At 66.8% G+C, this 24,678-nt stretch carries 16 protein-coding genes; 13 read left to right on the plus strand and 3 right to left on the minus strand.

Annotated features, from left to right (window positions below):
• Nucleotides 1–154 precede the first annotated feature (154 nt).
• The 4 genes from AC3WR5_RS25310 to mfd all read left to right on the plus strand — a co-directional run bounded on the left by AC3WR5_RS25310 (nucleotide 155) and on the right by mfd (nucleotide 6,074).
• Complete coding sequence (locus AC3WR5_RS25310; protein ID WP_492488057.1) at nucleotides 155–1,045, plus strand: hypothetical protein; 891 nt, start codon at nucleotides 155–157, stop codon at nucleotides 1,043–1,045.
• Between the two features lie 15 nt (nucleotides 1,046–1,060).
• Complete coding sequence (locus tag AC3WR5_RS25315) at nucleotides 1,061–1,600, plus strand: hypothetical protein (protein ID WP_492488059.1); 540 nt, start codon at nucleotides 1,061–1,063, stop codon at nucleotides 1,598–1,600.
• Complete coding sequence (locus AC3WR5_RS25320) at nucleotides 1,590–2,492, plus strand: helix-turn-helix domain-containing protein (protein ID WP_492488060.1); 903 nt, start codon at nucleotides 1,590–1,592, stop codon at nucleotides 2,490–2,492. Before AC3WR5_RS25315 ends, AC3WR5_RS25320 begins: the two co-directional genes overlap by 11 nt.
• A 120-nt stretch (nucleotides 2,493–2,612) precedes the next feature.
• Nucleotides 2,613–6,074 (plus strand): transcription-repair coupling factor, encoded by a 3,462-nt coding sequence (mfd, locus tag AC3WR5_RS25325; protein WP_492488062.1) that lies wholly within the window; start codon nucleotides 2,613–2,615, stop codon nucleotides 6,072–6,074.
• A 22-nt stretch (nucleotides 6,075–6,096) separates the two neighbouring features.
• Here mfd and AC3WR5_RS25330 read toward each other — a convergent pair whose 3' ends face one another.
• Nucleotides 6,097–8,574 (minus strand): DUF3772 domain-containing protein, encoded by a 2,478-nt coding sequence (locus AC3WR5_RS25330; protein ID WP_343996249.1) that lies wholly within the window; start codon nucleotides 8,572–8,574, stop codon nucleotides 6,097–6,099.
• Between the two features lie 106 nt (nucleotides 8,575–8,680).
• Between AC3WR5_RS25330 and serB the strand changes: the two genes are divergently transcribed.
• The gene (gene serB / locus AC3WR5_RS25335) at nucleotides 8,681–9,394 is read left to right on the plus strand and encodes a phosphoserine phosphatase SerB (RefSeq protein ID WP_492488063.1); all 714 of its coding nucleotides are present in this window, start codon (nucleotides 8,681–8,683) and stop codon (nucleotides 9,392–9,394) included.
• Here the strand turns inward: serB and AC3WR5_RS25340 are convergent.
• Nucleotides 9,387–10,310, minus strand: coding sequence for an AraC family transcriptional regulator (locus tag AC3WR5_RS25340; protein ID WP_141287376.1), 924 nt, complete (start codon nucleotides 10,308–10,310; stop codon nucleotides 9,387–9,389). The two genes, serB and AC3WR5_RS25340, sit on opposite strands and share 8 nt — an antisense overlap.
• 111 nt (nucleotides 10,311–10,421) lie before the next feature.
• Here AC3WR5_RS25340 and AC3WR5_RS25345 point away from each other — a divergent pair, with 111 nt between their 5' ends.
• A complete protein-coding gene (locus AC3WR5_RS25345) occupies nucleotides 10,422–11,165 on the plus strand; it encodes an SDR family oxidoreductase (RefSeq protein WP_141287377.1) in 744 nt (247 codons plus the stop codon).
• 10 nt (nucleotides 11,166–11,175) lie between these two features.
• Here the strand turns inward: AC3WR5_RS25345 and hrpA are convergent, their stop codons facing one another.
• The gene (hrpA, locus tag AC3WR5_RS25350) at nucleotides 11,176–15,234 is read right to left on the minus strand and encodes an ATP-dependent RNA helicase HrpA (RefSeq protein WP_492488066.1); all 4,059 of its coding nucleotides are present in this window, start codon (nucleotides 15,232–15,234) and stop codon (nucleotides 11,176–11,178) included.
• Between the two features lie 125 nt (nucleotides 15,235–15,359).
• On the opposite strand from hrpA, the gene argA reads away from it, so the two are divergent.
• The 7 genes from argA to hemH all read left to right on the plus strand — a co-directional run bounded on the left by argA (nucleotide 15,360) and on the right by hemH (nucleotide 24,669).
• Nucleotides 15,360–16,700 (plus strand): amino-acid N-acetyltransferase, encoded by a 1,341-nt coding sequence (argA, locus tag AC3WR5_RS25355; RefSeq protein ID WP_141290057.1) that lies wholly within the window; start codon nucleotides 15,360–15,362, stop codon nucleotides 16,698–16,700.
• Between the two features lie 63 nt (nucleotides 16,701–16,763).
• Complete coding sequence (locus AC3WR5_RS25360; protein WP_492488068.1) at nucleotides 16,764–17,036, plus strand: oxidative damage protection protein; 273 nt, start codon at nucleotides 16,764–16,766, stop codon at nucleotides 17,034–17,036.
• Between the two features lie 164 nt (nucleotides 17,037–17,200).
• Nucleotides 17,201–17,506, plus strand: coding sequence for an H-NS histone family protein (locus AC3WR5_RS25365; RefSeq protein WP_141290055.1), 306 nt, complete (start codon nucleotides 17,201–17,203; stop codon nucleotides 17,504–17,506).
• 303 nt (nucleotides 17,507–17,809) lie between these two features.
• Nucleotides 17,810–19,753: a DNA primase gene (dnaG, locus tag AC3WR5_RS25370; RefSeq protein WP_492488070.1), complete on the plus strand. Its 1,944-nt coding sequence runs from the start codon at nucleotides 17,810–17,812 to the stop codon at nucleotides 19,751–19,753.
• Between the two features lie 505 nt (nucleotides 19,754–20,258).
• Complete coding sequence (gene rpoD / locus AC3WR5_RS25375) at nucleotides 20,259–22,469, plus strand: RNA polymerase sigma factor RpoD (protein ID WP_141289601.1); 2,211 nt, start codon at nucleotides 20,259–20,261, stop codon at nucleotides 22,467–22,469.
• A 143-nt stretch (nucleotides 22,470–22,612) separates the two neighbouring features.
• Nucleotides 22,613–23,572: an adenylate/guanylate cyclase domain-containing protein gene (locus AC3WR5_RS25380; protein ID WP_141289602.1), complete on the plus strand. Its 960-nt coding sequence runs from the start codon at nucleotides 22,613–22,615 to the stop codon at nucleotides 23,570–23,572.
• Nucleotides 23,573–23,577: 5 nt separating this feature from the next.
• The gene (gene hemH / locus AC3WR5_RS25385) at nucleotides 23,578–24,669 is read left to right on the plus strand and encodes a ferrochelatase (RefSeq protein ID WP_492488073.1); all 1,092 of its coding nucleotides are present in this window, start codon (nucleotides 23,578–23,580) and stop codon (nucleotides 24,667–24,669) included.
• The last annotated feature ends 9 nt before the right edge of the window (nucleotides 24,670–24,678 follow it).

Here is a 24,678-nt window from a genome sequence, read left to right on the forward strand (position 1 = left end):
GAATGCGCTCCCGCCTGGTGCCCGCTTGTTGCGACTGGTTGCCATCGGCGGGCATTCCCTGAGGCGGCATGTCATCTCGGTACAAGTCCGCCCCAGGCACGGTGCCAAGAATCCGCTGCGTTCCCCCACAAGATGCCCTGCGAAGGAGACACGAATGAACCGTTCCCTGAACCGCCAGACCCTGCGCCCGCTGCGCCTGCTCACGCTTGCCGGCAGCGCGCTGCTCGCCGCCCACACCGCCCAGGCGCAGACCAGCTTCAGCATGACCTACACCAACGGCGCCAGCTACAACATCGCCGGCAAGGAACCCACCGCCTCGGGCAAGTACCCGGTCTACGTGCACATTGGCGGCACCGGCGAGTCCTACAACAGCGCCTGGGCCAGCGCCGCCGTGAATGCCGCGGCCGCCAAGGGCTTTGTCGCCGCCACGGTGCAGTACGACAACGCGACCTTCGGCAACTGCAGCATCATCGGCGGCCGGGCCAAGGGCATCTTCGACGCGAACAGCGTCAACAGCGCCATCGCCAAGCTGTGCTCGCGTGCCAAGGCGGACTGCTCCAAAGGCGTCGTCACCGGCGGCCTGAGCCAGGGCTCCATCATCTCGGTGCTCTCGCGCAACTACGACAGCCGCGTGCGCGCCTCCTTCGGCCAGGGCACCGGCTCGACCTACACCGCGGCCTACAACCTGTCGTCCTGCATTGCCGACGGCAATCACACCCAGACCGGCGACCGGCTGCGCATCATCAACGGCGAGCGCGACATGTTCGTCGGCGGCACCGAGGCCATTGCCCGCTCGCAGGCCCAGCTCGTCACCGGGTTGACCTGCAGTGGCCAGCAGTCCTGTTTTCGCCAGAATGGCAGCGGCTGGTACATCGTGAAGGACTACGAAGTGTTGGACCTCTATGCCGACCATTGCTTCATGGGCTATGGCGGCCTGTACGGCACGCAGTGCAGCGGCCTGCTGGTCGACAGCGGCTACCAGAACGGATCCGCCGCCTGGCAGCTGAATGCCACGCTGAACTGGCTCAAGACCTTCGTCAACTGAGCAAACTGCGCACGCATGGCCCTGCGAACGTCTTTCGGCCTGACTGCCGCAGCCATCGCGGCTGCGGCAGCCTCAGGGCTGGCCTGGCTGGCTGGCGACGAAGCTGCGCCCGAAGCGCCGCGCTTCGTGGTGGCTGCGCCGCGGCCGGTGCAGGCCGCGCTGCCGCAGAAGCCTGCGCGCGGCGAAACACCACCTTCGCCGGCTGCGCCACCCGCACCACAACCCGTCGACTTGCCCATCGAGCCCAATCGCCTCAGCACCGTGCACCCACAGGCCGCCGCGCAGTTCCTGCGCCAGGTTCGCGTGCTGCCGTCAGAGCGTGGCGGCTTCGAGGTCAAGGCCGTCGCGCCCGAGACGGTCTACGCCCGGCTGGGCCTGCTGCCAGGCGACCGCGTCTACACGCTGGACACCGAGTCCAATCTCGACGTGGACGAGACCTCGATGATCTCGCTGATGCTGGTCACGACCGTCGAGCTGGATGTCGTGCGGGACGGCCAGCCGCTGCGCCTGCGGCTGGCCTTGAACGAGGATGCGCAAGGTGGTGGTGAACCCTGAAACTGAAGCGGCGCCAGCCGTCGCCGAGCTGCCCCGCGGGCGGGCGCGGTTGCTGGGCGACGGCATCCTGTACGCCGCGGCCGGCCTGGTCAGCGCCAGCCAGCGCCATGCAGCCACCATCGTGCTGGCACTTGGCGACCGGCCGATGACGATCTGGACCGCGCGCGGCACGGTGCAGGGCGAACTGCTGGTGGTGCGGCCGCTGGTGCGCAAGCGGCTGCTGGCGCGTGGGGTGCCGCTGGTGCTGATCGACCTGGAGCCCAACCACCCGCAATACCGCGCCTTCCATGGCGTCAACCCGTGGCCGGGTGTCGCCGCGCTGGACCTGGCCCGCCACGCCGAGTTCCGCCACATCGCGCAGGCCTTCTACCAGGGCCAACTGCACGGCAGCGAGCTGGACCAGTCGGCGCGCTGGGCCATCGAACGGGTCGCCAGCGAATTTCCGCCGCCACCGCCGCTGGACCTGCGGGTGCAGCAGATGATGACGCTGATGGACGAGAACCCCTGCTGCTCGCTGGACGAGGTGGCCTGCGCGGTGGGCCTCTCGCCGCACCGCGCGTCGCAGCTGTTCTCGAAATGCATGGGCTTGCCGCTGCGGCGCTACAGCCTGTCCAACAAGATCCGACGTGCAGCGCGGTTCATGGGCAGTGGCAGGCGCCTGACCGACGTGGCGCTGGAGGCCGGCTTTGTCGACTCGGCGCATTTCGCCAAGGTCTGGACCCAGACCTACGGCGCATCGCCCTCGCACTTCTTCCCAGCGCAGCGCACCGCCATGGACGACCAGGCCTTGCCGGACTGGATCGACTGGCACCTGGCCCGCCGTCCGCCCGGCGTTGGCAACCCCGAAAAAGTCCTGCGCGCCGCAGCGGTTGCAGGGGCGATGCCGGAGTAGGCACCCCGCCAGCCTCTCCAAGCCAGGGGCCGGCAGCGAAGAACGCAGCGCTTCCCTAGAATCGGGCGCTTGAACGCCACGGCTGCAGTCGCACCCGGGGCGCTTTGCTTTTTTCGCACCATGCAACTGCCTGTCATCGCCCCCGGGAAACGATTCACCCTGCCCCGCCCTCCCGGCTCGGCCGACGCGCTGCTGCTGGCCCGCGTGGCCCAGGCCCGCGCCGCCGAAGGCCGGCGCCTGGGCATCATCACCGCCGACCCCAGCGACGCCCAGCGCCTGGCCGACGAGCTGCCGTTTTTCGCGCCTGGCCTGCGCGTGGCCGTGTTCCCCGACTGGGAAACCCTGCCCTACGACACCTTCAGCCCGCACCAGGACCTGATCTCCGAACGGCTGGCCACGCTGTGGCGCATCCACCGCGGCGAGGTCGACGTGGTGCTGCTGCCCGCCACGACCGCGCTCACGCGGCTGGCGCCGCCCTCCTTCCTCGCGGCCACCACCTTCCAGTTCAAGCAGAAGGAAAAGCTGGACGAAGCCGGGCTGAAGCGGCAGCTCACGCTGGCCGGCTACGACCATGTCAGCCAGGTCGTGTCGCCAGGCGAATACGCCGTGCGCGGGGGCCTGATCGACCTGTTTCCCATGGGCTCGCTGGTGCCGTACCGGGTGGACCTGTTCGACAACGAGATCGACTCGATCCGCACCTTCGACCCGGACAGCCAGCGCAGCCTGTACCCGGTGCCTTCGGTGCAGCTGCTGCCGGGCCGCGAGTTCCCGATGGACGAGGCGGCCCGCACCCGCTTTCGCCAACGCTGGCGCGAGCTGCTGGAAGGCGACCCGACCAAATCGCGCATCTACAAGGACATTGCGCAAGGCATTGCCACCGCCGGCATCGAGTACTACCTGCCGCTGTTCTTCGAAGAGACGGCGACCATCTTCGACTACCTGGACGGCGGCTCACCCGCGGCGCTCGTGCTGCACGGTGAAGTGGACGAGGCGCTGCAGCGCTTCTGGACCGACACCCGCGACCGCCACCGCTTCCTGCAGCACGACCCGGACCGGCCCATCCTCACGCCCGAAACCATCTTCCTGAAGGTGGACGACTTCTTCGCGCTGGCCGGCGCCCACGCCACGCTGGTGATGCGCGGCACCGAGCCGGTCGAATGGGCCCGGCCGCTGCCGGACGTGAGTGCCGACCGCGGCGCCACCGACCCGCTGGCCGCGCTGGAAAAACACATTGCCAGCACGCCGCACCGCGTGCTGCTGGTGGCAGAGAGCGACGGCCGGCGCGAGAGCCTGCTGGAGCTGCTGCGCGACCAGCGCATCGACGTGCCCGCTGTGGCCACGCTGGCCGAGTTCGAGGCCGGCAGCGAGAAGGTGGCCATCACCGCGGCGCCATTGGCCGCTGGTTTCTTCTGGCATGAGCCAGGCGATGGCAAGGCCATCCAGTTCCTGACCGAGACCGAGCTGTTCGCCAGCGCGCCCACCACGCGCCGCCGCCGCAAGCAGGAGCAGACCAGCAACGTCGAAGCGCTGATCAAAGACCTGTCCGAGCTGAAGATCGGCGATCCGGTGGTGCACTCGGCGCACGGCATCGGCCGCTACCTGGGGCTGATCCACATCGACCTGGGCGAGGGGCCGAGCGAGTTCCTGCACCTCGAATACGCGGACAAGGCCACGCTCTACGTGCCGGTCGCCCAGCTGCACCTGATCAGCCGCTACACCGGCGTGTCCGCCGAAGAAGCGCCGCTGCACAAGCTGGGCTCGGCCCAGTGGGACAAGGCCAAGCGAAAGGCGGCCGAGCAGGTGCGCGACACGGCCGCCGAATTGCTGAACCTCTATGCGCTGCGCGCCGCGCGCGAAGGCATGGCGCACCGCTTCTCGCCGCATGACTACGAGGCCTTCGCCGCCAGCTTCGGCTTCGAGGAGACTGCCGACCAGCGCGCGGCCATCCATGCGGTGATCCAGGATATGGTCAGCCCCAAGCCGATGGACCGGCTGGTCTGCGGCGACGTAGGCTTCGGCAAGACCGAAGTCGCGCTGCGCGCCGCCTTCGTCTCGGTGATCGGCGGCAAGCAGGTGGCCCTGCTGGCACCCACCACGCTGCTGGCCGAACAGCACTACCAGACCATCGTCGACCGCTTCGGCAAGTGGCCGGTGAAGGTGGCCGAGCTGAGCCGTTTCCGCACCGCCAAGGAGATCAAGGCGGCGCTGGAGGGGATAGAGAACGGGACCATCGACATCGTCGTCGGCACCCACAAGCTGTTCAGCAAGGACGTGAAGTTCAAGCGCCTGGGCCTGCTGGTGATCGACGAGGAACACCGTTTCGGCGTGCGCCACAAGGAAGCCATCAAGGCCATGCGCGCCGAGGTGGACGTGCTGACGCTGACGGCCACGCCGATCCCCCGCACGCTGGGCATGGCACTCGAAGGCCTGCGCGACCTGAGCGTGATCGCCACCGCACCTCAGCGCCGCCTGGCCATCAAGACCTTTGTGCGCAACGAGGGCAAGAGCACCATCCGCGAGGCGGTGCTGCGCGAACTCAAGCGCGGCGGCCAGGTCTATTTCCTGCACAACGAGGTCGAGACCATCGAGAACCGGCGCCAGGCGCTGGAAGAGCTGATTCCCGAGGCGCGCATTGCGGTGGCGCACGGCCAGATGCCGGAGCGCGACCTGGAGCGCGTGATGCGCGAGTTCACCAGCCAGCGCCACAACGTGCTGCTGTGCTCGACCATCATCGAGACCGGCATCGACGTGCCTTCGGCCAACACCATCGTCATCAGCCGGGCCGACAAGTTCGGCCTGGCGCAGCTGCACCAGCTGCGCGGCCGCGTGGGCCGCAGCCACCACCAGGCCTACGCCTACCTGCTGGTGCCGGACGTGGAAGGCCTGACCAAGCAGGCCGCGCAGCGCCTCGAAGCGATCCAGGAAATGGAAGAGCTGGGCTCGGGCTTCTACCTGGCCATGCACGACCTGGAGATCCGCGGTGCCGGCGAGGTGCTGGGCGACAACCAGAGCGGCAACATGATGGAGGTCGGCTTCCAGCTCTACAACGAAATGCTGAGCGAAGCCGTGCGGGCGCTGAAGAACAACGAAGTGCCCGACCTGCTGAGCCCGCAGAGCGCCGTGTTCGGCGCCACCACCGAGATCAACCTGCACAGCCCCGCGCTGCTGCCGGACGCCTACTGCGGCGACGTGCACACCCGGCTGAACCTCTACAAGCGCCTGGCCAGCGCCGAGAAGGCCGACCAGCTGGACCGCCTGCTCGAAGAGGTGACCGACCGTTTCGGCAAGCTGCCGACCCAGGGCCAGACGCTGTTCGACACGCACCGGCTGCGGCTGCTGGCCAAGCCTTACGGCGTGCTGAAGATCGACGCCAGCCCGAAGCTGATGAACATCACCTTCCGGCCCAACCCGCCGATCGACGGCATGAAGATCATCGAGCTGGTGCAGAAGAACCGGCACATCAAGCTGGTGGGCAATGACAAGCTGCGCATTGACCGCGAGCTGACCGAAGCCCGCGACCGCGCGCAGTACATGCGCGAACTGCTGCGCCAGCTGGGCACGCCGACGCCACAGCCGCGCTGACTCGCGCTGCGGCGCCGAACGGTCAGGCGGGCGTGTCCGGGGTACCGCGAACGCTGGTCTGGATGCCTGGGTCCGGCGCGGCAGGCGGCGGGGCATCTCGCAGCACCATGGACGGCGCGCGCCAGATCGGCTGACCGGCCTCGCGAAGCTGGCGCAGGACGACGTAGAGCAGCGCACTGCGCACCTTGTAGGCGTTGCGCGGCGAATTCACGAAGCCGCTCACATTGAAGACCAGGCTGCCGTCGGCAACAGCGTCGATGAAGACGCTGGGCTCCGGCTGTTCCAGCACGTCGGGGTGTTCGACGAAGGCCGCGAGCAACAGCTCGGTGACCTTGTCCGGATCGGTGCTGGACAGCGGCATCGGCAGCTTGATCTGCACCAGGCCCAGCGGGCTGTGGCGCGTCACATTGCGCACCACCTTCGTGATGAACTCCGAGTTCGGCACGATGACAGTGGAGCGGTCGCCCATCTCGATCTCGGTGGCGCGCACGCTGATGCGCCGGATGTCGCCCTCCACGCCGCCCAGCGCCACCCAGTCGCCCACCTTCACCGGCTGCTCGGCCAGCAGGATCAGGCCGGAGACGAAGTTCGACACCACCGCCTGCAGGCCAAAGCCGATGCCCACCGACAGCGCGCTGGCGATCCAGGCCACCTTCTCCAGTGCCAGCCCCACGGCCGACAGCGACAGCGCGATGGCGATCACCGTGCCGATGAAGCCCAGCAGCGTGGTCACCGAGGTGCGCATGCCGGCGTCCAGCGAAGTGGCCGGCAGGAACTGCTCGGTGGTCCAACGCTTGAGTGCACGCAGCACGGTGGACGCCAGCAGGAAGACCAGCACCGCCTGCAGCACCGCCGTCGGCTTGACCTGCAGCTCGCCGATGGTGATGCCCATCAACAATTGATTGCTTCGCTGGAACAGCTCGCGCGGGCCCTCGCCAAACGGCGCCAGCACCAGCACCAGGGCCACCAGCACGATGGTCAGCCGCAGCGCGGCCGACAGCACCAGCGCCACCTGCAGCCTGCGGCCACCGGCTGCCGCCAGGCGCGCATCGGCCGGGTCGCCGCAGTCATCGGCTTCGGCCTGCTGCTTCTCCGCCTCGGGCACCAGCCAGTCGTTGGCCAGGTCGTCGATCACGGCTGTCAGCACATAGGCGCTGAGCGCGAGGATCAGCACCCAGGCGACCTGGCGCACCACGAAGGCACCCAGCGCGATGTAGCCCATCAGCATGCCCGCCAGGCTGAGCACCAGCAACAGCCACAGCGCACCAGCGCAGAAGGTCAGCCACAGCGGCTTGGACGGTGCGTTGCCGCCCTGCTCGCCTGCCGGATCGTTGCCCGACAGCCGGTGCAGCCGGCCACCGCGGCGCAACGCGCTGGCCATCAGCATGCCGAGCAGCAGCGCGTAGCCAGTGTTGATCGCCACGACGGTGGCCAGGTCCGATTGCGCCAGGCCTGCCACTTGCTGCGCAAACCAGCCGAAGAAGGTGATCAGGCCAAGCATCAAGGGGTAGGCGCGCAGCCCGCGGGCGACGGTGTCCGGCACGGGAAGCATGCGCCAGGAGGCACGCTTGGGCGACAGCACCGCCTGGCTGATGCCCGCGATGTAGGCGGAGAAACAACTGGCGCCGACGAGGCTGCCGAAGAAGGCGCGCAAACCGGCGCTGCCACCGGGCCCGGCGTCCAGCAGCACGGCCACGGCAAAAGCCAGCACACCGGGCACCAGCATCGCCAGCAAGGCATACACCAGCGCGAACGACGAGCGCCGCACGCGCCCGCGCGGCACATGTTCGACCTCGAAGCGTGTCAGCACGCGCACCAGCCAGAGCCGCAGGACAACCGCGCCCGCCACCAGCAGCACCAGTGCCAGCATCGTCCAGCCAGGCGTGGCGGCTGCAGCGGCGGCCACCTGGGTGAGCACGCCGCTCAACCGGCTGCCGTCCCGCGCCAGGCTGGTGCCCAGGTCCTGCCAATAGCCTTGCGACAGCAGCGAGTCAGTGCGCTCGAAGAGATGGGCCTGGAAACGGGTGCGCGCCAGGTCGGCGGCCTTGTCGGCCAACTGTTCGCTCTCGACCGCCAGCAGCCGCGCAAGCTTCACCCGCGCATCCAGCTCCGACACCGATTGCTCGACGCTGCGACGCTGCTTGGCAACGTCCGGCGCCTCGCCACCCTCGGCCGGCACGGGGCCCAGCTCGGCCAGCCGCGCCTGGGCGCTGGCCAGCTCAGGCGCCTGATCGATGGCGATCTGCTGGGCGCCTTGCTGCAGCGTCAACAGGTTCTTGCGCAGGCCGGTGAGCTCACCGTCAGCGAGCTTGTCCGCATCCAGCTGGCGCGAGATCCTGTCCAGTGCCAGACGTGTCGCGTCCAGCGAGGTGTCCGCATTCTGCGTCGGCCCCTGGGCATGGACCCAGCCTGCGGCCAGCAACGCGCCGCACAGCACAAACAAACTCAGCACACCGGCCCAGCCGCGTCCTGCCACCTGGGCCTGCCATCGATTCTTCAAATCTTCACTCCTGCGGCGCACCAGCGCGCGCTTCACCTCAAACACGGTGCCGGATAATGCCGGGCCGCGGCCGATCCGGTTGTCGGACCAGACCTCAAATTCAACCATGACCGCCACCGAAGTCGCCCCCGGTTTGTTGCTGCGCGCCGGCGCCCAGTCCTCTTTTGCCCTGGCCGACTACCGGCTCGCGGCCTTCGACATGGACTCCACGCTGATCAACATCGAGTGCGTGGACGAGATTGCCGCCGCAGTCGGCCGCAAGGCCGAGGTGGCCGCCATCACCGAGGCCGCGATGCGTGGCGAGATCACCGACTACAAGGCCAGCCTGCGCCAGCGCGTGGCACTGCTGAAGGGCGTGAAACGGGCCGACCTGCAGCGCGTGCTGGACGAGCGCTTGCAGCTCAACCCCGGCGTGGCGAGCTTCGTGGCTGCGCTGCAGAAGGCCGGTCTTCGCACGCTGCTGGTTTCCGGCGGTTTCACCTTTTTCTCCAACGTTGTGCGCGGCCGGCTGAAGCTGGACTTCGCGCGGGCCAACGTGCTGGAGATGGACGGCGAGCAACTCACCGGCCGCATGGTCGACCAGCCCTGGGGCGACATCGTCGACGGCGAGCAGAAGCGTCGCACGGTGCTGGACGTGTGCGACCTGATGGGCATCGCGCCATCGCAGGCCATTGCCGTGGGCGACGGCGCCAACGACTTGCCGATGATGGAAGCCGTGGGCCTGTCGGTCGCCTTCCATGCCAAGCCCGCGGTGCGCGAACGCGCAGTGCTGAGCCTGACCGAAGGCGGCATGGACCGCCTGCTGGCCGTCCTCAAGTAACCGGCACTTCTTCCGAGGGCTGCCGCTCGCGGGCATAACGCGCGGGCGACAGGCCCACATGGCGGGTGAAGGCCACGCTGAACGTGCTGGCCGAGCTGTAGCCCACGCGCTGAGCCACCTCGGCAACGCCCGCCGCGCTGCGCCGCAGCAGGTCTTTGGCAAGCGCCATGCGCCAGGCCAGCAGATAGGCCATGGGCGCCACGCCCACCGCGCGGCTGAAGCGCTCGAAGAACGCCGAGCGCGACAGTGCCGCAAGCTTGGCCAGTTGCACCACCGTCCAGGCCTGAGTGGGATGCTCGTGCATGCCGCGGATGGCCGAGGCAAGCCGGCAGTCGGCCAGGCCGCGCAGCAGGCCGGGCGACGCACCAGTGTCTGCCGAAGACCTCAGCGCTTCGATCAGCAGCACTTCCAGCAGCCTCGCCAGCACCACCTCGCGCGCGGGCCGCTGCGCACGGCATTCGTCGCCCACCAGCTGCACCAGCGTGGACAGCCTGGGCTCGCCGCGCACATGCACCAGCTCAGGCAGCAGCGACACCAACAAGGCGGCATCCGGCGAACCGAAGCTGCAGTAGCCGATGAGGTGGCGAACATCGGGCTCGCCGCCTGGCCTGCCCAGCCTGAACTCGCCCTGGCCCAGTTGCACCGGCGGCGGATCGTCTCCCTCCCAGGTCGGCGGCTCGATGCTGGACATGGCGAAGCCGTGCGCCGAGGGAATCAGCACGAAGTCACCGGCCTGCAAGGTGATCGCCGCCTGCGCCTGGACCGAGAGCTGGCAAGCGCCTTCGAGCACGGCGCAATAGAACGGCCTGCCGGCCTCCGTGCGGCGAACACGCCAGGGCCCCGCGCCACTGACGACCTTGGAGAACGGCGTGCCGGGCTGCAGCAAAGCGACGACCTCGGACAGGGGATCGACCATGAACAGGACTCTCGGAATTGATTGGCGGACTGTTGAATGTAGCAAGTCCGGCGATGGCGACACATCATCTCGCCATCGTCCACCCCTCGCTCATGTCCCGAAGGAGTTCCCATGAAAACGATCCTGATCACCGGCTGCTCATCCGGTTTCGGCCTTGAAATCGCCCGCCACTTCCTGGCCCAGGGCTGGCAGGTCATTGCCACGATGCGCACGCCCCGCGAAGACGTGCTGCCGCCGTCCGAGCGGCTGCGCGTGCTCGCACTGGACGTCACCGACCCGGCAAGCATCCACCATGCGGTGGCGGCAGCCGGGCCGATCGACGTGCTGGTCAACAACGCTGGCATCGGCGTGCTGTCGGCCCTGGAAGCCACCGCGATGGCCACCGCCCGCGAGGTCTTCGAAACCAACACCCTGGGCACGATTGCGATGACCCAGGCCTTCCTGCCGCAGTTCCGGCTGCGCAAGTCCGGTGTGATCGTCAACGTCACATCCAGCGTGACCTTGAAATCGCTGCCCCTGCTGTCGGTCTACACCGCGAGCAAGGCGGCTGTGAACGCGTTCACCGAATCCCTGGCGCTGGAGCTGCAGCCGTTCAACGTGCGGGCCTGCCTGGTGCTGCCGGGCCGCGCACCCAGCACGCGCTTTGGCGAAAACGCCCAGTCGCGCATGCAAGGCGTGTCGGAAGCCTATGCCGAGTTCACGCAGCAGGTGTTCGCCAGCGTGCGCAGCATGTCCACGCCCGTCACGCACGCTGAGGACGTGGCCGAAGCGGTGTGGCGCGCGGCGACCGATCCGTCGACGCCGATGCGCCTGCCCGCCGGTGCCGATGCCGTCGCGTTGACCGAGGCCGGCTAAGACCTGAAGCTCAACTGGTCAGCTGGGCCCAGGTCTTCTCCAAACGCTTCGCCGACACCGGCTGCGGCGTGCGCAGCTCCTGTGCAAACAGGCTGATGCGCAGTTCTTCCAGCTGCCAGCGGAAGTCGTCAAACCGCGCGTCGGCCTGGCCTTTGAGTTCGGCCAGGCGGCGCGTGTAGCGCTGCTCCAGCGGGCGCAGTTCGGCCAGGCGCTGGCTGTCGCGCGCGGGGTCGGCACGCAGCTTGTCCAGCCGCATCACGATGCCCTTCAGGTAGCGGCTGAAATGCTGCAACTGCGGGTAAGGCGTGACAGCCACGAAGCGCTTGGGCATCAGGCGCTGCAGTTGGCCGGTGATGTCGTCGCTCACCTCCTTGGGCGCGCGGGCGTCCTTGAGCTTGCGCAAGGCGGCGGCGTAGTCGACAAGGATGCTGCCGGCCAGGCGCGCCACTTCCTGTGCGATCAGGTTCAGCCGGGTGCGGCCGGTTTCCAGGCGCTGGTTGAAGGCCTGCGCGTTCTGCGGCAGCGGGTCCTGCAGGAAGGCCCGCTCCAGCGCCACATCGATGATCTGCGCTTTCAGTTCGTCGGCCGTGCCCAGCGGCATGTAGGCCACGGCCATCTGCGTCAGGTCCGGGATGTTTTTCTCCAGGTACTTCAGTGGCTCCTTGAGCTGCAGCCCCACCAGGCGACGCAGGCCGGCGCGATGCTTGGCCGCGGCCACATCTGGTTCGTCAAAAACTTCGATCTCGACGTGCGTGTTCTTGTCGATCAGCGCCGGGAAGCCGATCAGCGTCTGGCCGGCCTTGCGGATCTCCATCAGCTCGGGCAGCTCGCCGAAGGTCCAGCTGGTGTGTCTGGCGGGAGCCGTGTCGGCCGGCGGCGGTGGTGCCGCCTTGATGCCCGCGACCACGGCCTTGCCACCCGAAGGCGTTGCAATGGTCTGCGGCTGAGGTGCTGCCACCGCGGCGGCGCCCAGCTTCAGCGAGGCCAGGGCCTGGAACGCGGAGCGTGCCTGGCCACCGAGTTCGGCCTTCAACGTGGCGAGCTGGCGGCCCATGCCGAGCTGGCGACCATGTTCGTCCACCACGCGGAAATTCATGAACAGGTGCGGCGCGAGTTGCTCCAGTTTGAAGTCGTTGCGCTGCACGGCGATCTGGCTGCGCTCACGCACGGCCTTCAGCAGCACGTCCACCAGGTTGCCCTGCGCGAACGGCGCGCTCGCGCAGAACTCGGCCACGAACTCCGGCAGCGGCACCAGGCGCGAGCGCGGGCGCTGGTGCAGGCTCTTCACCAGCGCCAGCACCTTGGCTTCCAGCATGCCGGGCACCAGCCACTCGCAGCGATCTTCGCTGACCTGGTTCAGCGCGTAGATCGGCACGCTGACGGTCACACCGTCTTTTGGGTCCTGCGGCTGGTGCAGGTAGGTCGCGACGCAGTCCACACCGCCCATGCGCAGGGTCTTCGGGAAGGCGTTCGTGGTGATGCCGGCCGCCTCGTGGCGCATCAGCTCTTCGCGCGTGAGGCGCAGCAGCTCGGGCTGCCCGCGCTGGGCCTCGCGAAACCAGCGCTCGAAGCTGTGGCCGCTGACGATGTCGCCCGGCAGCTGCGCGTCGTAGTAGGCGTAGATCAATTCGTCGTCGACCAGCACGTCCTGCCGGCGCGACTTGTGCTCCAGTTCCTCGACCTGCGCGATCATCTTGCGGTTGTGCGCGAGGAAGGGCAGCTTGCTGTCCCACTCGCCGTTGACCAGCGCTTCGCGGATGAAGATCTCCCGCGCCAGCTTCGCGTCCACATTGCCGAAGTTCACGCGCCGATTGCTGTAGACGACGATGCCGTAAAGCGTGGCGCGCTCCAGCGCAATGACCTCGGCCGCCTTCTTCTCCCAGTGCGGCTCCAGCAGCTGGACCTTGAGCAAATGCCCGGCGATCTGCGGAATCCACTGGGGCTCGATGTTCGCAAGGCCGCGGCCGAACAGGCGCGTGGTCTCGACCAGCTCGGCCGCAACGATCCAGCGGCCCGGTTTCTTGCTCAGGTGTGCGCCCGGGTGGCGCCAGAACTTGATGCCGCGGGCGCCAAGGTAGAACTCGTCATCGTCCGCCTTCAGGCCGATGTTGCCCAAGAGGCCGGCCATCATCGCCAGGTGCAGCTGCTCGTAGGTCGCAGGGCTGCCGTTGATGCGCCAGCCTTGTTCGGCGACGACGGTGTGAAGCTGGGAATGGATGTCTCGCCACTCGCGCACGCGGCGCGGGTTGACGAAGCTGTCGCGCAGGCGCTGTTCCTGCTGGCGGTTGCTGAGCTTGTGCGAGTCAATCTGCTGGCCGGCCTGCGCAGCATGGCCGTGCTGTCCACGGCCTTCTTCTATCCACTTCCACAGCTTCAGGTAGCCCATGAATTCCGACTTCTCATCGTCGAACTTCTTGTGCTTTTCGTCTGCCGCCTGCTGCGCTTCCAGCGGCCGGTCGCGCACGTCCTGCACGCTGAGCGCGGACGCAATGATCAGCACCTCGCTCAGTGCTTCGCGCGAGCGGGCTTCCAGGATCATGCGGCCCACGCGCGGGTCCAGCGGCAGGCGCGAGAGCTCCTGGCCAATGCGCGTGAGCACGTTGGCATCGTCCACCGCGCCCAGTTCACCAAGCAGCGCGTAGCCGTCGGCAATCGCCTTCTTCGGCGGCGCTTCGAGGAAAGGGAATTCCTCCACGTCGCCCAGCCGCAGGCCCTTCATGCGCAGGATCACGCCGGCCAGCGAGGAGCGCAGGATTTCGGGGTCGGTGAAGCGCGGGCGCTCGTTGAAATCCTTCTCGTCGTAAAGCCGCACGCAGATGCCGTTGGCCACGCGACCACAGCGGCCGGCGCGCTGATTGGCGGCCGCCTGGCTGATGGACTCGACCTGCAGCTGCTCGACTTTGTTGCGGTAGCTGTAGCGCTTCACGCGCGCCTGGCCGGAGTCGATCACGTAGCGAATGCCGGGCACCGTCAGCGAGGTCTCGGCCACGTTGGTGGCCAGCACGATGCGATGGCCGTTACCGGCCTCGAAGACGCGGTCCTGCTCGGCCTGACTGAGGCGTGCGAACAGCGGCAGGATGTCGGCATCCCGGTGCAGCGGCTGGTGCGCCAGGTGCTTGCGCAAATGGTCCGCCGCTTCGCGGATTTCGCGCTCGCCAGGCAGGAAGACCAGGATGTCGCCACGGGCCTCGCGCCAGAGCTCGTCGACCGCATCGGCGATCGCGTCGTTGAGGTCGAAATCCTTCTTCTCTTCGAAGGGGCGCCAGCGCTGCTCGACTGGAAACGTCCGTCCGCTGACCATGATGGTCGGCGCCGGGCCGTGGATGGATTCGAAGTGCCTGGCGAAGCGGTCCGCATCGATGGTCGCCGAGGTCACGACGATCTTCAGGTCGGGCCGGCGCGGCAGGATCTGGCGCAGGTAGCCGAGCAGGAAATCGATGTTGAGGCTGCGCTCGTGCGCCTCGTCGATGATCAGCGTGTCGTAGGCCTTGAGCAGTGGGTCGGTCTGCGTCTCGGCCAGCAGGATGCCGTCCGTCATCAACTTGACGGATGCCCCTGCTTGCAATCGATCCTGGAACCTCACCTTGTAGCCCACCACCTCGCCCAGCGGCGAATTCAGCTCCTCGGCAATGCGCTTGGCCACCGAGCTCGCGGCAATGCGCCGCGGCTGGGTGTGGCCGATCAGGCCCTTGCCGCCAGCCCCCAGGCCACGGCCCAGTTCCATCGCGATCTTCGGCAACTGCGTGGTCTTGCCCGAGCCGGTCTCGCCGCAGACGATGATGACCTGGTGCTGCTGCAGCGCGCGCGCAATCTCCTCGCGCCGGCCGGAGACCGGCAGCGATTCGGGATAGCGAATGGGCGGCACCGGATTGGCCGGGCGCGGAGGGCGGGCTTCGCGCACAGCTCGCGCCTCGCGGGGTTCACGGGCTTCGCTGCGCTCTGCACGCTCGGTGCGGGGCGGACGCGGCGGCCTCGCGGCGGCGGGGGTGGCGGGGGTGGCGGCAGTGTCCGCAGCAGGGGCGGCGGGCGCGTCGGCGGTGGGATTGGGAGGGGAGGCTTGTCGATTCACGAGGCGCGGATTATCCCGCGCCGGGCAAGTCCGGTCCTGCGAGCCCGTCGTGTCCTTGTCGACGCGCCACCGAGCAAGCCCTTTCCAAGGACGGCGACGGCAGCTGCGGCACAATCCGCCCCGTGATGGATCTTGTCTTTCCCCATACCTTCGTGCCCTGGTTTCGCTCGGTGGCGCCCCATATCCATGCTTACCGCGGCAAGACCTTTGTCGTCGGCATGACCGGGGAGCTGATTGCGGCGGGGAAACTCAATTTTTTTGCGCAGGACATGGCCATCCTGCAGGCCATGGGCGTGCGGCTGGTGCTGGTGCATGGCTTCCGGCCGCAGGTCAACGAGCAACTGGCCGCCAAAGGCCATGCCTCGGTGTTCTCGCATGGCATGCGGGTGACCGACAGCGTGGCGCTGGATTGCGCGCAGGAGGCCGCCGGCCAATTGCGCTTCGAGATCGAAGCGGCGTTTTCCCAGGGCTTGCCGAATACGCCGATGGCAAATTCCACCGTCAGGGTGGTGTCAGGCAATTTCCTGACGGCACGGCCGGTCGGCATTGTCGATGGCGTGGATTTCATTCACAGCGGTGTGGTGCGCAAGGTGGACGCAGCGTCGATACGCCGAGCGATCGACATTGGCGCGATGGTGCTGCTCTCGCCTTTTGGCTTTTCGCCCACAGGTGAAGCCTTCAATCTCTCGATGGAAGACGTGGCCACCCAAACCGCGATTGCGCTGCAGGCCGACAAGCTGCTTTTCATGACCGAGATACCCGGTATTCGCGAGCAAATTTCCGATCCGGAAAGTGCGATTGACACCGAGCTCTCGCTGGCCGAAGCCGAGCGCCTGCTGAATGCCTTGCCGGCACCGATGCAGCCCACCGACACGGCGTTTTATCTCAAGCATTGCGTGAATGCCTGCCACGGCGGCGTAGAGCGTTCTCACATCCTGCCGTTTGCCACCGATGGCGCACTGCTGATGGAGGTATTCACCCACGATGGCATCGGCACCATGGTGGTCGATGAAAAACTCGAAAGCCTGCGCGAAGCGGGCTCCGACGACGTCGGCGGCATCCTGCAGTTGATCGAGCCATTCGAGCGCGACGGCACGCTGGTCAAACGCGACCGTACCGAAATCGAACGCGACATTACCAACTACACGGTGATCGAACACGACGGCGTGATTTTTGGCTGCGCTGCGCTGTATCCCTACCCCGAAGCGCGCACCGGAGAAATGGCCGCGCTGACGGTTTCGCCGCAGGTGCAAGGCCAGGGCGATGGCGACAAGATTCTCAAGCGCGTGGAGCAGCGCGCGAGGCAGATGGGCATGGACACCATCTTCGTGCTGACCACGCGCACCATGCACTGGTTCATCAAGCGCGGTTTCGTGCAGGTCGATCCCGATTGGCTGCCCGAGGCCCGCAAGCGCAAATACAACTGGGACCGTCGCTCCCAGGTGATGATCAAGAAGCTGGGCTGAAGCCCAGCATTCCGGGGCCGCCGGCCCCTTTTGAGAACCCGAACCCGATACGAGAGCAATACCATGGCACGCATCATCCAGTGCAGCTACCTGAAGAAAGAAGCCGAAGGGCTGGACTTCCCCGTCTACCCGGGCGAACTGGGCAAGCGCATCTACGAGAACATCAGCAAGGAAGCGTTTGACCTGTGGAAGCGCCACCAGACCATGCTGGTCAATGAAAACCGCCTGAACCTGGCCGACGCACGCGCCCGCCAGTACCTTGCGCGGCAGATGGAACAGTTCCTGTTCGGCGGCGGTGCCGAACAGCCGGCCGGCTTTGTGCCACCCAGCACCTGAGCGCAGCCACTAACCAGGGTTTTTTCTGACATCTGGTATTGGCATATCGGGTTTGTCGCAGTCGTGGGAATCTGTGACAGTTTTGTGGGCTTGCCTGCGGAACCTTTCGCTGACCTCGGTTATCATTCGCTTGCCCTCCGGGTTCATTGATTGGAGATAACCGAATGACCACGATCCAGGAACTGCTGGCGCAGAAAGCAGCGCTCGAGAAGCAAATTGCTGAAGCGCAGCGCGCCGCCAAGTCCGATGCCATTGCCAAGGTCAAGTCGCTGATGAGCGAATATGGCCTGACCGCCGCCGATCTGGCTGGCAAGGCGCCCACCGCCCCCAAGGGCGAAGGCACCAAGAAAGTGGCCGCGAAATACCGCGACCCGGCCACCGGCCAAAGCTGGACCGGCCGAGGCCTGAAGCCCAAGTGGCTGCAGGCTGCGCTGGCTTCCGGCAAGTCGCTTGGCGACTTCTCGGTTTAAGCTTTGCGACTTCGCGGTTTGAGTACCGCGGGTTCGCCCGGACCTTCCGGTTGAAATTCGCCAGCATTCAGGGGGACGCCGTCAGCGGCGGTGCATGGCAGAAATCAATCGGCAAATCGGCGGCCAGCCGATGCGGCGAACATTTCTTCAGGCAATAGCGCGCTTCATATTGCTTTGCCACACCACAGGGCGGCCTCGGCTGCCCTGTTGCTTTTTCTGGCGCAGCTTTTGGGTGGTGCTGAGCCTTGCCCCAGGGCAATGCCCTAGACTTCCGTTGTGATCCCACCAGGTTTTATCCAAGAGTTGCTGTCGCGCGTGGACGTGGTCGAGGTGGTCGGCCGCCATGTCGAGCTGAAGAAGGCCGGCATCAACCACAAGGGCCTGTGTCCTTTTCACGGCGAAAAGTCGCCCAGCTTCATCGTCAGCCCGTCTCGCCAGACCTATCACTGCTTCGGCTGCGGCGTGCATGGCGACGCGATTCGCTTCCTGACTGAGCACCACGGCATGAGTTTTGTGGAAGCCGTGCAAGACCTGTCGCAACAGGTTGGCCTGCAGGTGCCGGAAGACGAGCGCAGCGAGGCCGACCGCGCCGCAGCGGCCGAGCAGCGCCAGCGCCAGACCACGCTGACCGATGTGCTGGCCAAGGCAGCGCAGCATTACCGCCAGCAGCTGAAGTCCAGCCCACGCGCCATCGACTACCTGAAACGCCGAGGCCTGACCGGCGAGGTCGCCCAGCGCTTCGGCCTGGGCTATGCACCCGAAGGCTGGCGCACGCTGGCCAGTGCGTTTGCGCGCTATGACGATCCGCTGCTGGCCGAATCCGGCATGGTCATCGCGCAAGGCGCGGACGAAGGCAAGAGCGAAGCCGACCAGAAGCGCTACGACCGCTTCCGCGACCGCATCATGTTCCCCATCCGCAACGTCAAGGGGGAAACCATCGCCTTTGGCGGCCGGGTGCTGGACAAGGGCGAACCCAAGTACCTGAACTCGCCCGAGACGCCGGTCTTCGTGAAAGGCCGCGAGCTGTATGGGTTGTACGAGTCGCGCACCGGGCTGCGGGAAAAAGGCTACGCGCTGGTCACCGAAGGCTACATGGACGTGGTGGCACTGGCGCAGCTGGGTTTTCCCAACGCGGTGGCCACGCTGGGCACGGCCTGCACTGCAGAGCATGTGCAGAAACTGCTGCGCTTCACCGAACAGGTGGTGTTCAGCTTCGACGGCGACGCCGCCGGCCGCCGCGCCGCCGGCCGGGCGCTGGAAGCAGCACTGCCACATGCCACCGACACGCGCAGCTTCCGCTTCCTGTTCCTGCCCGCCGAACACGACCCGGACAGCTATGTGCGCGCCCACGGCCAGCAGGCCTTCGAAGCCCAGGTGCGGGACGCCGTGCCACTGTCGCGCCAGTTGCTGGAACACGCGGCCATCGACTGCGCGCTGGACACGGCCGAGGGCCGGGCGCGCATGCTGGCCCAGGCCCGCCCTCTGTGGCAGGCCTTGCCCGACGGCGCACTGAAGCTGCAGCTGCTCAGCGAGCTGGCCCGCCAGGGCGGCCTGCCGGCGGAAGAGCTGTCTGGCCTGTGGGGCCAGGGCCAGGGCAATTCACGCGGCAGACCAGGCAATGCCCAGGCCCACGGCAGCTCGCCGGCAGAGACAGACGATCCTTTTGACGACGGCACGCCGCCGGGCGAGCGCTACGCCAGCCGCGGCAAGTTTGGCAGCGGCGAGCCGGCCTGGCGCAAGCGGCCTTTCAACCGCGACCGCGCCGGCCATGCGGAAGGCCCGCCAGCGGTGCGAGGCCGCAGGCCGGCACCGAAGCGGCCGGAAGACCGGGTGCTGCAAATGCTGTTTGGCCAGCCGCAATGGTGGGACAGCCTGCCCGGCAACGAACACGATTTCCTGCACGCACTGCCCGCTCCGCACGGCGACCTGATTGCCTGGCTGGAGCGCGACCTGGCCGAGCACGGCCCGCGCTCCTGGGCGGTGCTGCGCGAAGCCCTGGCCGCTGACGAAGCACTGCCCGAAGCCAGCCGCCAGCTGGCGGACGGCGACGCCGACCCGGGCGCCACGCTGGACGATTTCCGCCGCGCGCTGGACGTGCTGCTCGAACGCGACCTGGCACAGCAGATGAAGCAGCTGCTGGCCCAGGCCGGCGCTGACCCGGCCGCGCTGCAGCAATACCGCGAGCTGGACCGCCAATGGCGGGAAGTGAAGCGTCGCCAGGCGGCTGCGCCAAAGGACGAAAGCTAGTCCGGCAGCGACGCCTGCGCGTGGCGTGGCGTGCCAGTACGCGGAAAAGTCACCGAAGTCCCTTCGCTTTTCAAGGCCTTGGCTTGCTCAAAAATAGTGCATTTGGGTAAAATCCGATTTTCAGCGGCAAGAGTGACAGCAGCACTGCCGGCATGGACCACCCGCATGGACAGCCCATGCCATGGGTAGAACGCACTTCAAGTTCTCAAGGCCGGTCCCCTCCCTCCGCCAGTGCTGCACGCAAAAATGTCATGTCCAAGCGAACTTGCCCGCCGGAATGAGCTGACTGGTTTGCGCCCACTGATTGCGCTGCCTTTGCTTGTGATGTGGCGACACCGTCGCCACATGGTGAGCAAGGCGGCCGGCAGGTTTTCAGTTCTCCATGCCCTGCTTTTGCTGCAGCGCGTTTGCGCGCTGCAGCTGCCGCACGTCGGCAAGGCAGTATCAGGAGCCTGAAAGCGCTGCCCCTCACGACTGTTTCCCCAAGGTTCCCTCAAGGATCTGCATGACCGCCAAGAAGACCGCCGCCACCAAGACCGTCAAGGCCGCCGCCGATGCGGAAGACACCAAGCTGACCAAGACCAAAGCGGCAGCCAAGACCGCCACGGCCACGGCGGAAGATGGCAAGGCCAAGCGTGGCCGCAAGCCGAAGGCGGAAACCCCGGCCAAGAAGGAAGCGGTCGAGGAAGTCGAAGACGACCTGAGCGACATCGAGGCCGAGCTGGAAGGCGAGGTCGAAGTCGAGGTGGTCGAAAGCTCCGAAGTCGTCGAGGAAGCCGAAGACAAACCCAAGGCCAAGCCGCTGCGCATGAAGGTCAGCCGCGCCAAGGAGCGCGCGCTGATGCGTGAATTCGGCCTGGACGAAACCGCGCTGACCGAAGAAGAAGTCGCCAAGCGCCGCCAGGAGCTGAAGACGCTCATCAAGATGGGCAAGACGCGTGGCTACCTCACGCACCAGGAAATCAACGACCACTTGCCCGAGAAGCTGGTCAACGAGGAAATCCTCGAAGCCATCATCTCGATGCTCAATGACATGGGCATCGCGGTCTACGAGCAGGCGCCCGATGCGGCCACGCTGCTGATCGCTGGCGGCGCCACCTCGACCGCCACCGAAGAAGAAGCCGAAGAAGCGGCCGAAGCGGCGCTGTCCACGGTCGACTCGGAATTCGGCCGCACGACCGACCCGGTGCGCATGTACATGCGCGAAATGGGCTCGGTCGAACTGCTGACCCGGGAAGGCGAAATCGAAATCGCCAAGCGCATCGAAGGTGGTCTGCAGGCCATGATGCAGGCCATCTCGGCCTCGCCGACCACCATCGCCGAGATCCTGGCGATGGCCGACAAGATCGCCGCCGGTGACATGCAGATCTCCGACGTGGTGGATGGCTTCGTCGCCAAGGACGAGGCCGACGACTACGTGGCCGAAGAAGACTTCGACGAGTTCGACGAGGAAGACGACGACGACGGCAATGGCGGCTCCAAGGCCCTGACCAAGAAGCTCGAAGAGCTGAAGAATGCCGCGCTGACCAAATTCGCCGACCTGCGCATTCACTTCGACAAGATGCGCAAGTCCTTCGAGAAGGAAGGCTACAAGTCGCAGCCGTACAGCAAGGCGCAATTGGCCATCAGTGAAAACCTGATGACCATCCGCTTCACGGTCAAGACCATCGAGAAGCTGTGCGACATCCTGCGCTCGCAGGTGGACGACGTGCGCCGCTACGAACGCGAGATCCGCAAGATCGTGGTCGACAAGTGCGGCATGCCGCAGGAACACTTCATCAAGACCTTCCCGCCGAATGCCTTGAACCTGAAGTGGGCCGAGAAGGAAATCGCGGCGGCCAAGCCGTTCAGCGCCATCCTCGCCCGCAACCTGCCGGCCGTGCAGGAACTGCAGCAGAAGCTGATCGACCTGCAGGCCCGCGCCGTCGTGCCGGTCGAAGACCTGAAGGACATCAACCGTCGCATGAACGAGGGAGAGAAGGCCTCGCGCGATGCGAAGAAGGAAATGATCGAGGCCAACCTGCGCCTGGTGATCTCGATCGCGAAGAAGTACACCAATCGCGGCCTGCAGTTCCTGGACCTGATCCAGGAAGGCAACATCGGCCTGATGAAGGCGGTGGACAAGTTCGAATACCGCCGCGGCTACAAGTTCTCGACCTATGCGACGTGGTGGATTCGTCAGGCCATCACCCGCTCGATCGCCGACCAGGCGCGCACCATCCGCATCCCGGTTCACATGATCGAGACGATCAACAAGATGAACCGTCTGTCGCGCCAGCACTTGCAGGAATTCGGCTTCGAGCCGGACGCTCCGACGCTGGCCGAGAAGATGGAAATGCCCGAGGACAAGATCCGCAAGATCATGAAGATCGCCAAGGAGCCGATCTCCATGGAAACGCCGATCGGGGACGACGACGACAGCCACCTGGGCGACTTCATCGAGGACACCAACAACACCGCGCCCATCGAGGCCGCGATGCAGGCCGGCCTGCGCGACGTGGTGAAGGACATCCTCGACAGCCTGACCCCGCGCGAAGCCAAGGTGCTGCGCATGCGCTTCGGCATCGAAATGTCCACCGACCACACGCTGGAAGAAGTGGGCAAGCAGTTCGACGTGACCCGCGAGCGCATTCGCCAGATCGAAGCCAAGGCGATCCGCAAGCTGAAGCACCCGAGCCGCTCGGACAAGCTGCGCACCTACCTGGACAACATCTGATCCAGCAATGCCTGACGCGGGCCTGACAGGCCCAAAATGAAAAGCGGGGAACGCAGCAATGCGTCACCCGCTTTTTCGTTGGTGCCCGGGTTTTCCTGGCCCCTTGCGCCGGCCTGTGGCTTGCGCGCTAAACTCAATCGGGCATGGCGACCATCAAGCGCAGATACGTATTTTTTGCTGACCTGCGAGGCAGCACCGCGTTGTACGAAACGCTGGGCAACGCGCACGCCACGTCAGTGGTGACGGACGTGATCCGCAACCTCGCCCGCCGCGTCCCGGAATGCGGCGGTCAGCTCGTCAAGACCCTGGGCGACGGCCTGATGGCCGTGTTTCCGCGCGCCATCAACGCAGTGACTGCCGCGGTGCAGATGCAGGACGACCTGGAGCGCCAACCCGCGCCGAGCGACCGGCCCACACCACGCGTGCAGCTGCAGATCGCGATCAGCGCCGGCGAAGTGGTCGAAGTCGGCGGCGACTGCTTCGGCGACGCCGTCAACGTCGCGGCCAGGCTGCTGGACCATGCCGGCGACAGCGAATCGCTGATCGGCCGCGAGGTCTACGACGAATTGCCCTGGGAAGTGCGCTCGCGCTTCCGGCACCTCGACAAGGTGCACCTGCGCGGCCGCGTGGAGCCAGCCGAGGTGTTCCTGTTGGCCCGCAGCAAGGGGCCGGACACCGAAGTCACCCACCTCGAAAGCCCTTCGGCCACGCATGACGCGCTGGGCGTGCTGCTGAGCTGGCGCGGCCAGCCGCACCGCTTCCTGCGCGACCGCATGCCGGTGTTGCTGGGCCGCGGCGCGGCCTGCGGCATGAAGGTGGAGGACGCCCGTGTTTCCCGTACCCATGCACGCATCGACCTGATGGGCGGCGCGCTGCAGCTGACCGACCTGAGCATCAACGGCACCTTCGTGCGCTTTGCAGGCGACGACGAGGTGCTGAGCCTGCGCCGCGGCAGCTGCACGCTGCATGGCCAGGGCGAACTGGGCCTGGGCGGTTCGCCCAACGACGCCAGCGTCGCCACGCTGCGCTTCTCGCTGATCGCCCACAACGACCCGCCACCACCGCCCTTCCCGCCAGCCGCCGCTCCCTGGCAGCACCGCTGAACCGCATGCCACCACCCGCTCCCGCCCCGTCCTTCCAGCACGGGCAGGCGCCGCGTGTCGGCATCCTGTTCACCAACCTGGGCACCCCCGACGCCGCCACGCCGGCGGCACTGCGCCGCTACCTGGCCGAGTTCCTCAGCGACAGCAGGGTGGTCGAGATCCCGCGGCTGGTCTGGTGGCCCATCCTGCACGGGATCATCCTGCGCACCCGTCCGGCCAAGTCGGCAAGCAAGTACGCCAGCGTCTGGCTGCCCGAAGGCTCGCCGCTGCTGGTCTGGACCCAGCGACAGGCCCGCGCGCTGCAGGCCGAGCTGGCCGCCGACGGCCTGCCTGTGATCGTGGTCGCAGCCATGCGCTACGGCAATCCGGGCATCCCCGCCGCCCTGCAGGCCCTGCACGACCAGGGCGTGGACCGCATCCTGGTCCTCCCGACCTATCCGCAATACTCCGGCGCCACCACGGCCAGCACCATCGACAAGGTCGCCGAATGGACCCGCCGCACCCGCCGCCTGCCGGCGCTGCGCTTCGTCACCCAGTACCACGACGACGCAGGCTACATCCAGGCGCTGGCCGCCAGCGTATGCGCGCATTGGCAACAGGCGGGGCGCGCGCCCGTGCTGGTGATGAGCTTCCACGGCATGCCCGAACGCACGCTGCACCTGGGCGACCCCTACCACTGCCAGTGCCACAAGACCGCCAGGCTGCTGGCCGAGGCCTTGGGCCTGTCGACCGAGCAGTACCGCGTCACCTTCCAGAGCCGCTTTGGCAAGGCGAAGTGGCTGGAGCCGGCGACAGAACCCACCCTGGTGGCGCTGGCGCAGCAGGGTGTGGCGCAAGTCGACGTGGTCTGCCCTGGGTTCTCAGCCGACTGCCTGGAAACACTGGAGGAGATCAGCCAGGAAGCCAGGGAGGCCTTCCTGCACGCAGGCGGCCAGGTGTTCCACTACATCCCCTGCCTGAACGATTCACCGGCGCACGTCGCCGCGCTGGCGGCGCTGGCGCGGCGCCATCTGGCCGGCTGGGAACTCGACCCGCCCTCGCCGGCCACATTGGCGGCCACGAAAGCACGGGCCCTGGCGGCTGGCGCCAGGGCCTGATCGTCAAGC

The sequence above is a fragment of the Ideonella sp. FW305-24 genome (genome assembly GCF_058788035.1).

Bases quoted from the DNA above. Each gene is read 5' to 3' on its own strand.
- AC3WR5_RS25310 (WP_492488057.1), top strand. From the start codon at position 155: ATGAACCGTTCCCTGAACCGCCAGACCCTGCGCCCGCTGCGCCTGCTC.
- AC3WR5_RS25315 (WP_492488059.1), top strand. From the start codon at position 1,061: ATGGCCCTGCGAACGTCTTTCGGCCTGACTGCCGCAGCCATCGCGGCT.
- mfd (WP_492488062.1), top strand. From the start codon at position 2,613: ATGCAACTGCCTGTCATCGCCCCCGGGAAACGATTCACCCTGCCCCGC.
- serB (WP_492488063.1), top strand. From the start codon at position 8,681: ATGACCGCCACCGAAGTCGCCCCCGGTTTGTTGCTGCGCGCCGGCGCC.
- AC3WR5_RS25340 (WP_141287376.1), bottom strand. From the start codon at position 10,310: ATGGTCGATCCCCTGTCCGAGGTCGTCGCTTTGCTGCAGCCCGGCACG.
- AC3WR5_RS25345 (WP_141287377.1), top strand. From the start codon at position 10,422: ATGAAAACGATCCTGATCACCGGCTGCTCATCCGGTTTCGGCCTTGAA.
- argA (WP_141290057.1), top strand. From the start codon at position 15,360: ATGGATCTTGTCTTTCCCCATACCTTCGTGCCCTGGTTTCGCTCGGTG.
- AC3WR5_RS25360 (WP_492488068.1), top strand. From the start codon at position 16,764: ATGGCACGCATCATCCAGTGCAGCTACCTGAAGAAAGAAGCCGAAGGG.
- AC3WR5_RS25365 (WP_141290055.1), top strand. From the start codon at position 17,201: ATGACCACGATCCAGGAACTGCTGGCGCAGAAAGCAGCGCTCGAGAAG.
- rpoD (WP_141289601.1), top strand. From the start codon at position 20,259: ATGACCGCCAAGAAGACCGCCGCCACCAAGACCGTCAAGGCCGCCGCC.
- AC3WR5_RS25380 (WP_141289602.1), top strand. From the start codon at position 22,613: ATGGCGACCATCAAGCGCAGATACGTATTTTTTGCTGACCTGCGAGGC.
- hemH (WP_492488073.1), top strand. From the start codon at position 23,578: ATGCCACCACCCGCTCCCGCCCCGTCCTTCCAGCACGGGCAGGCGCCG.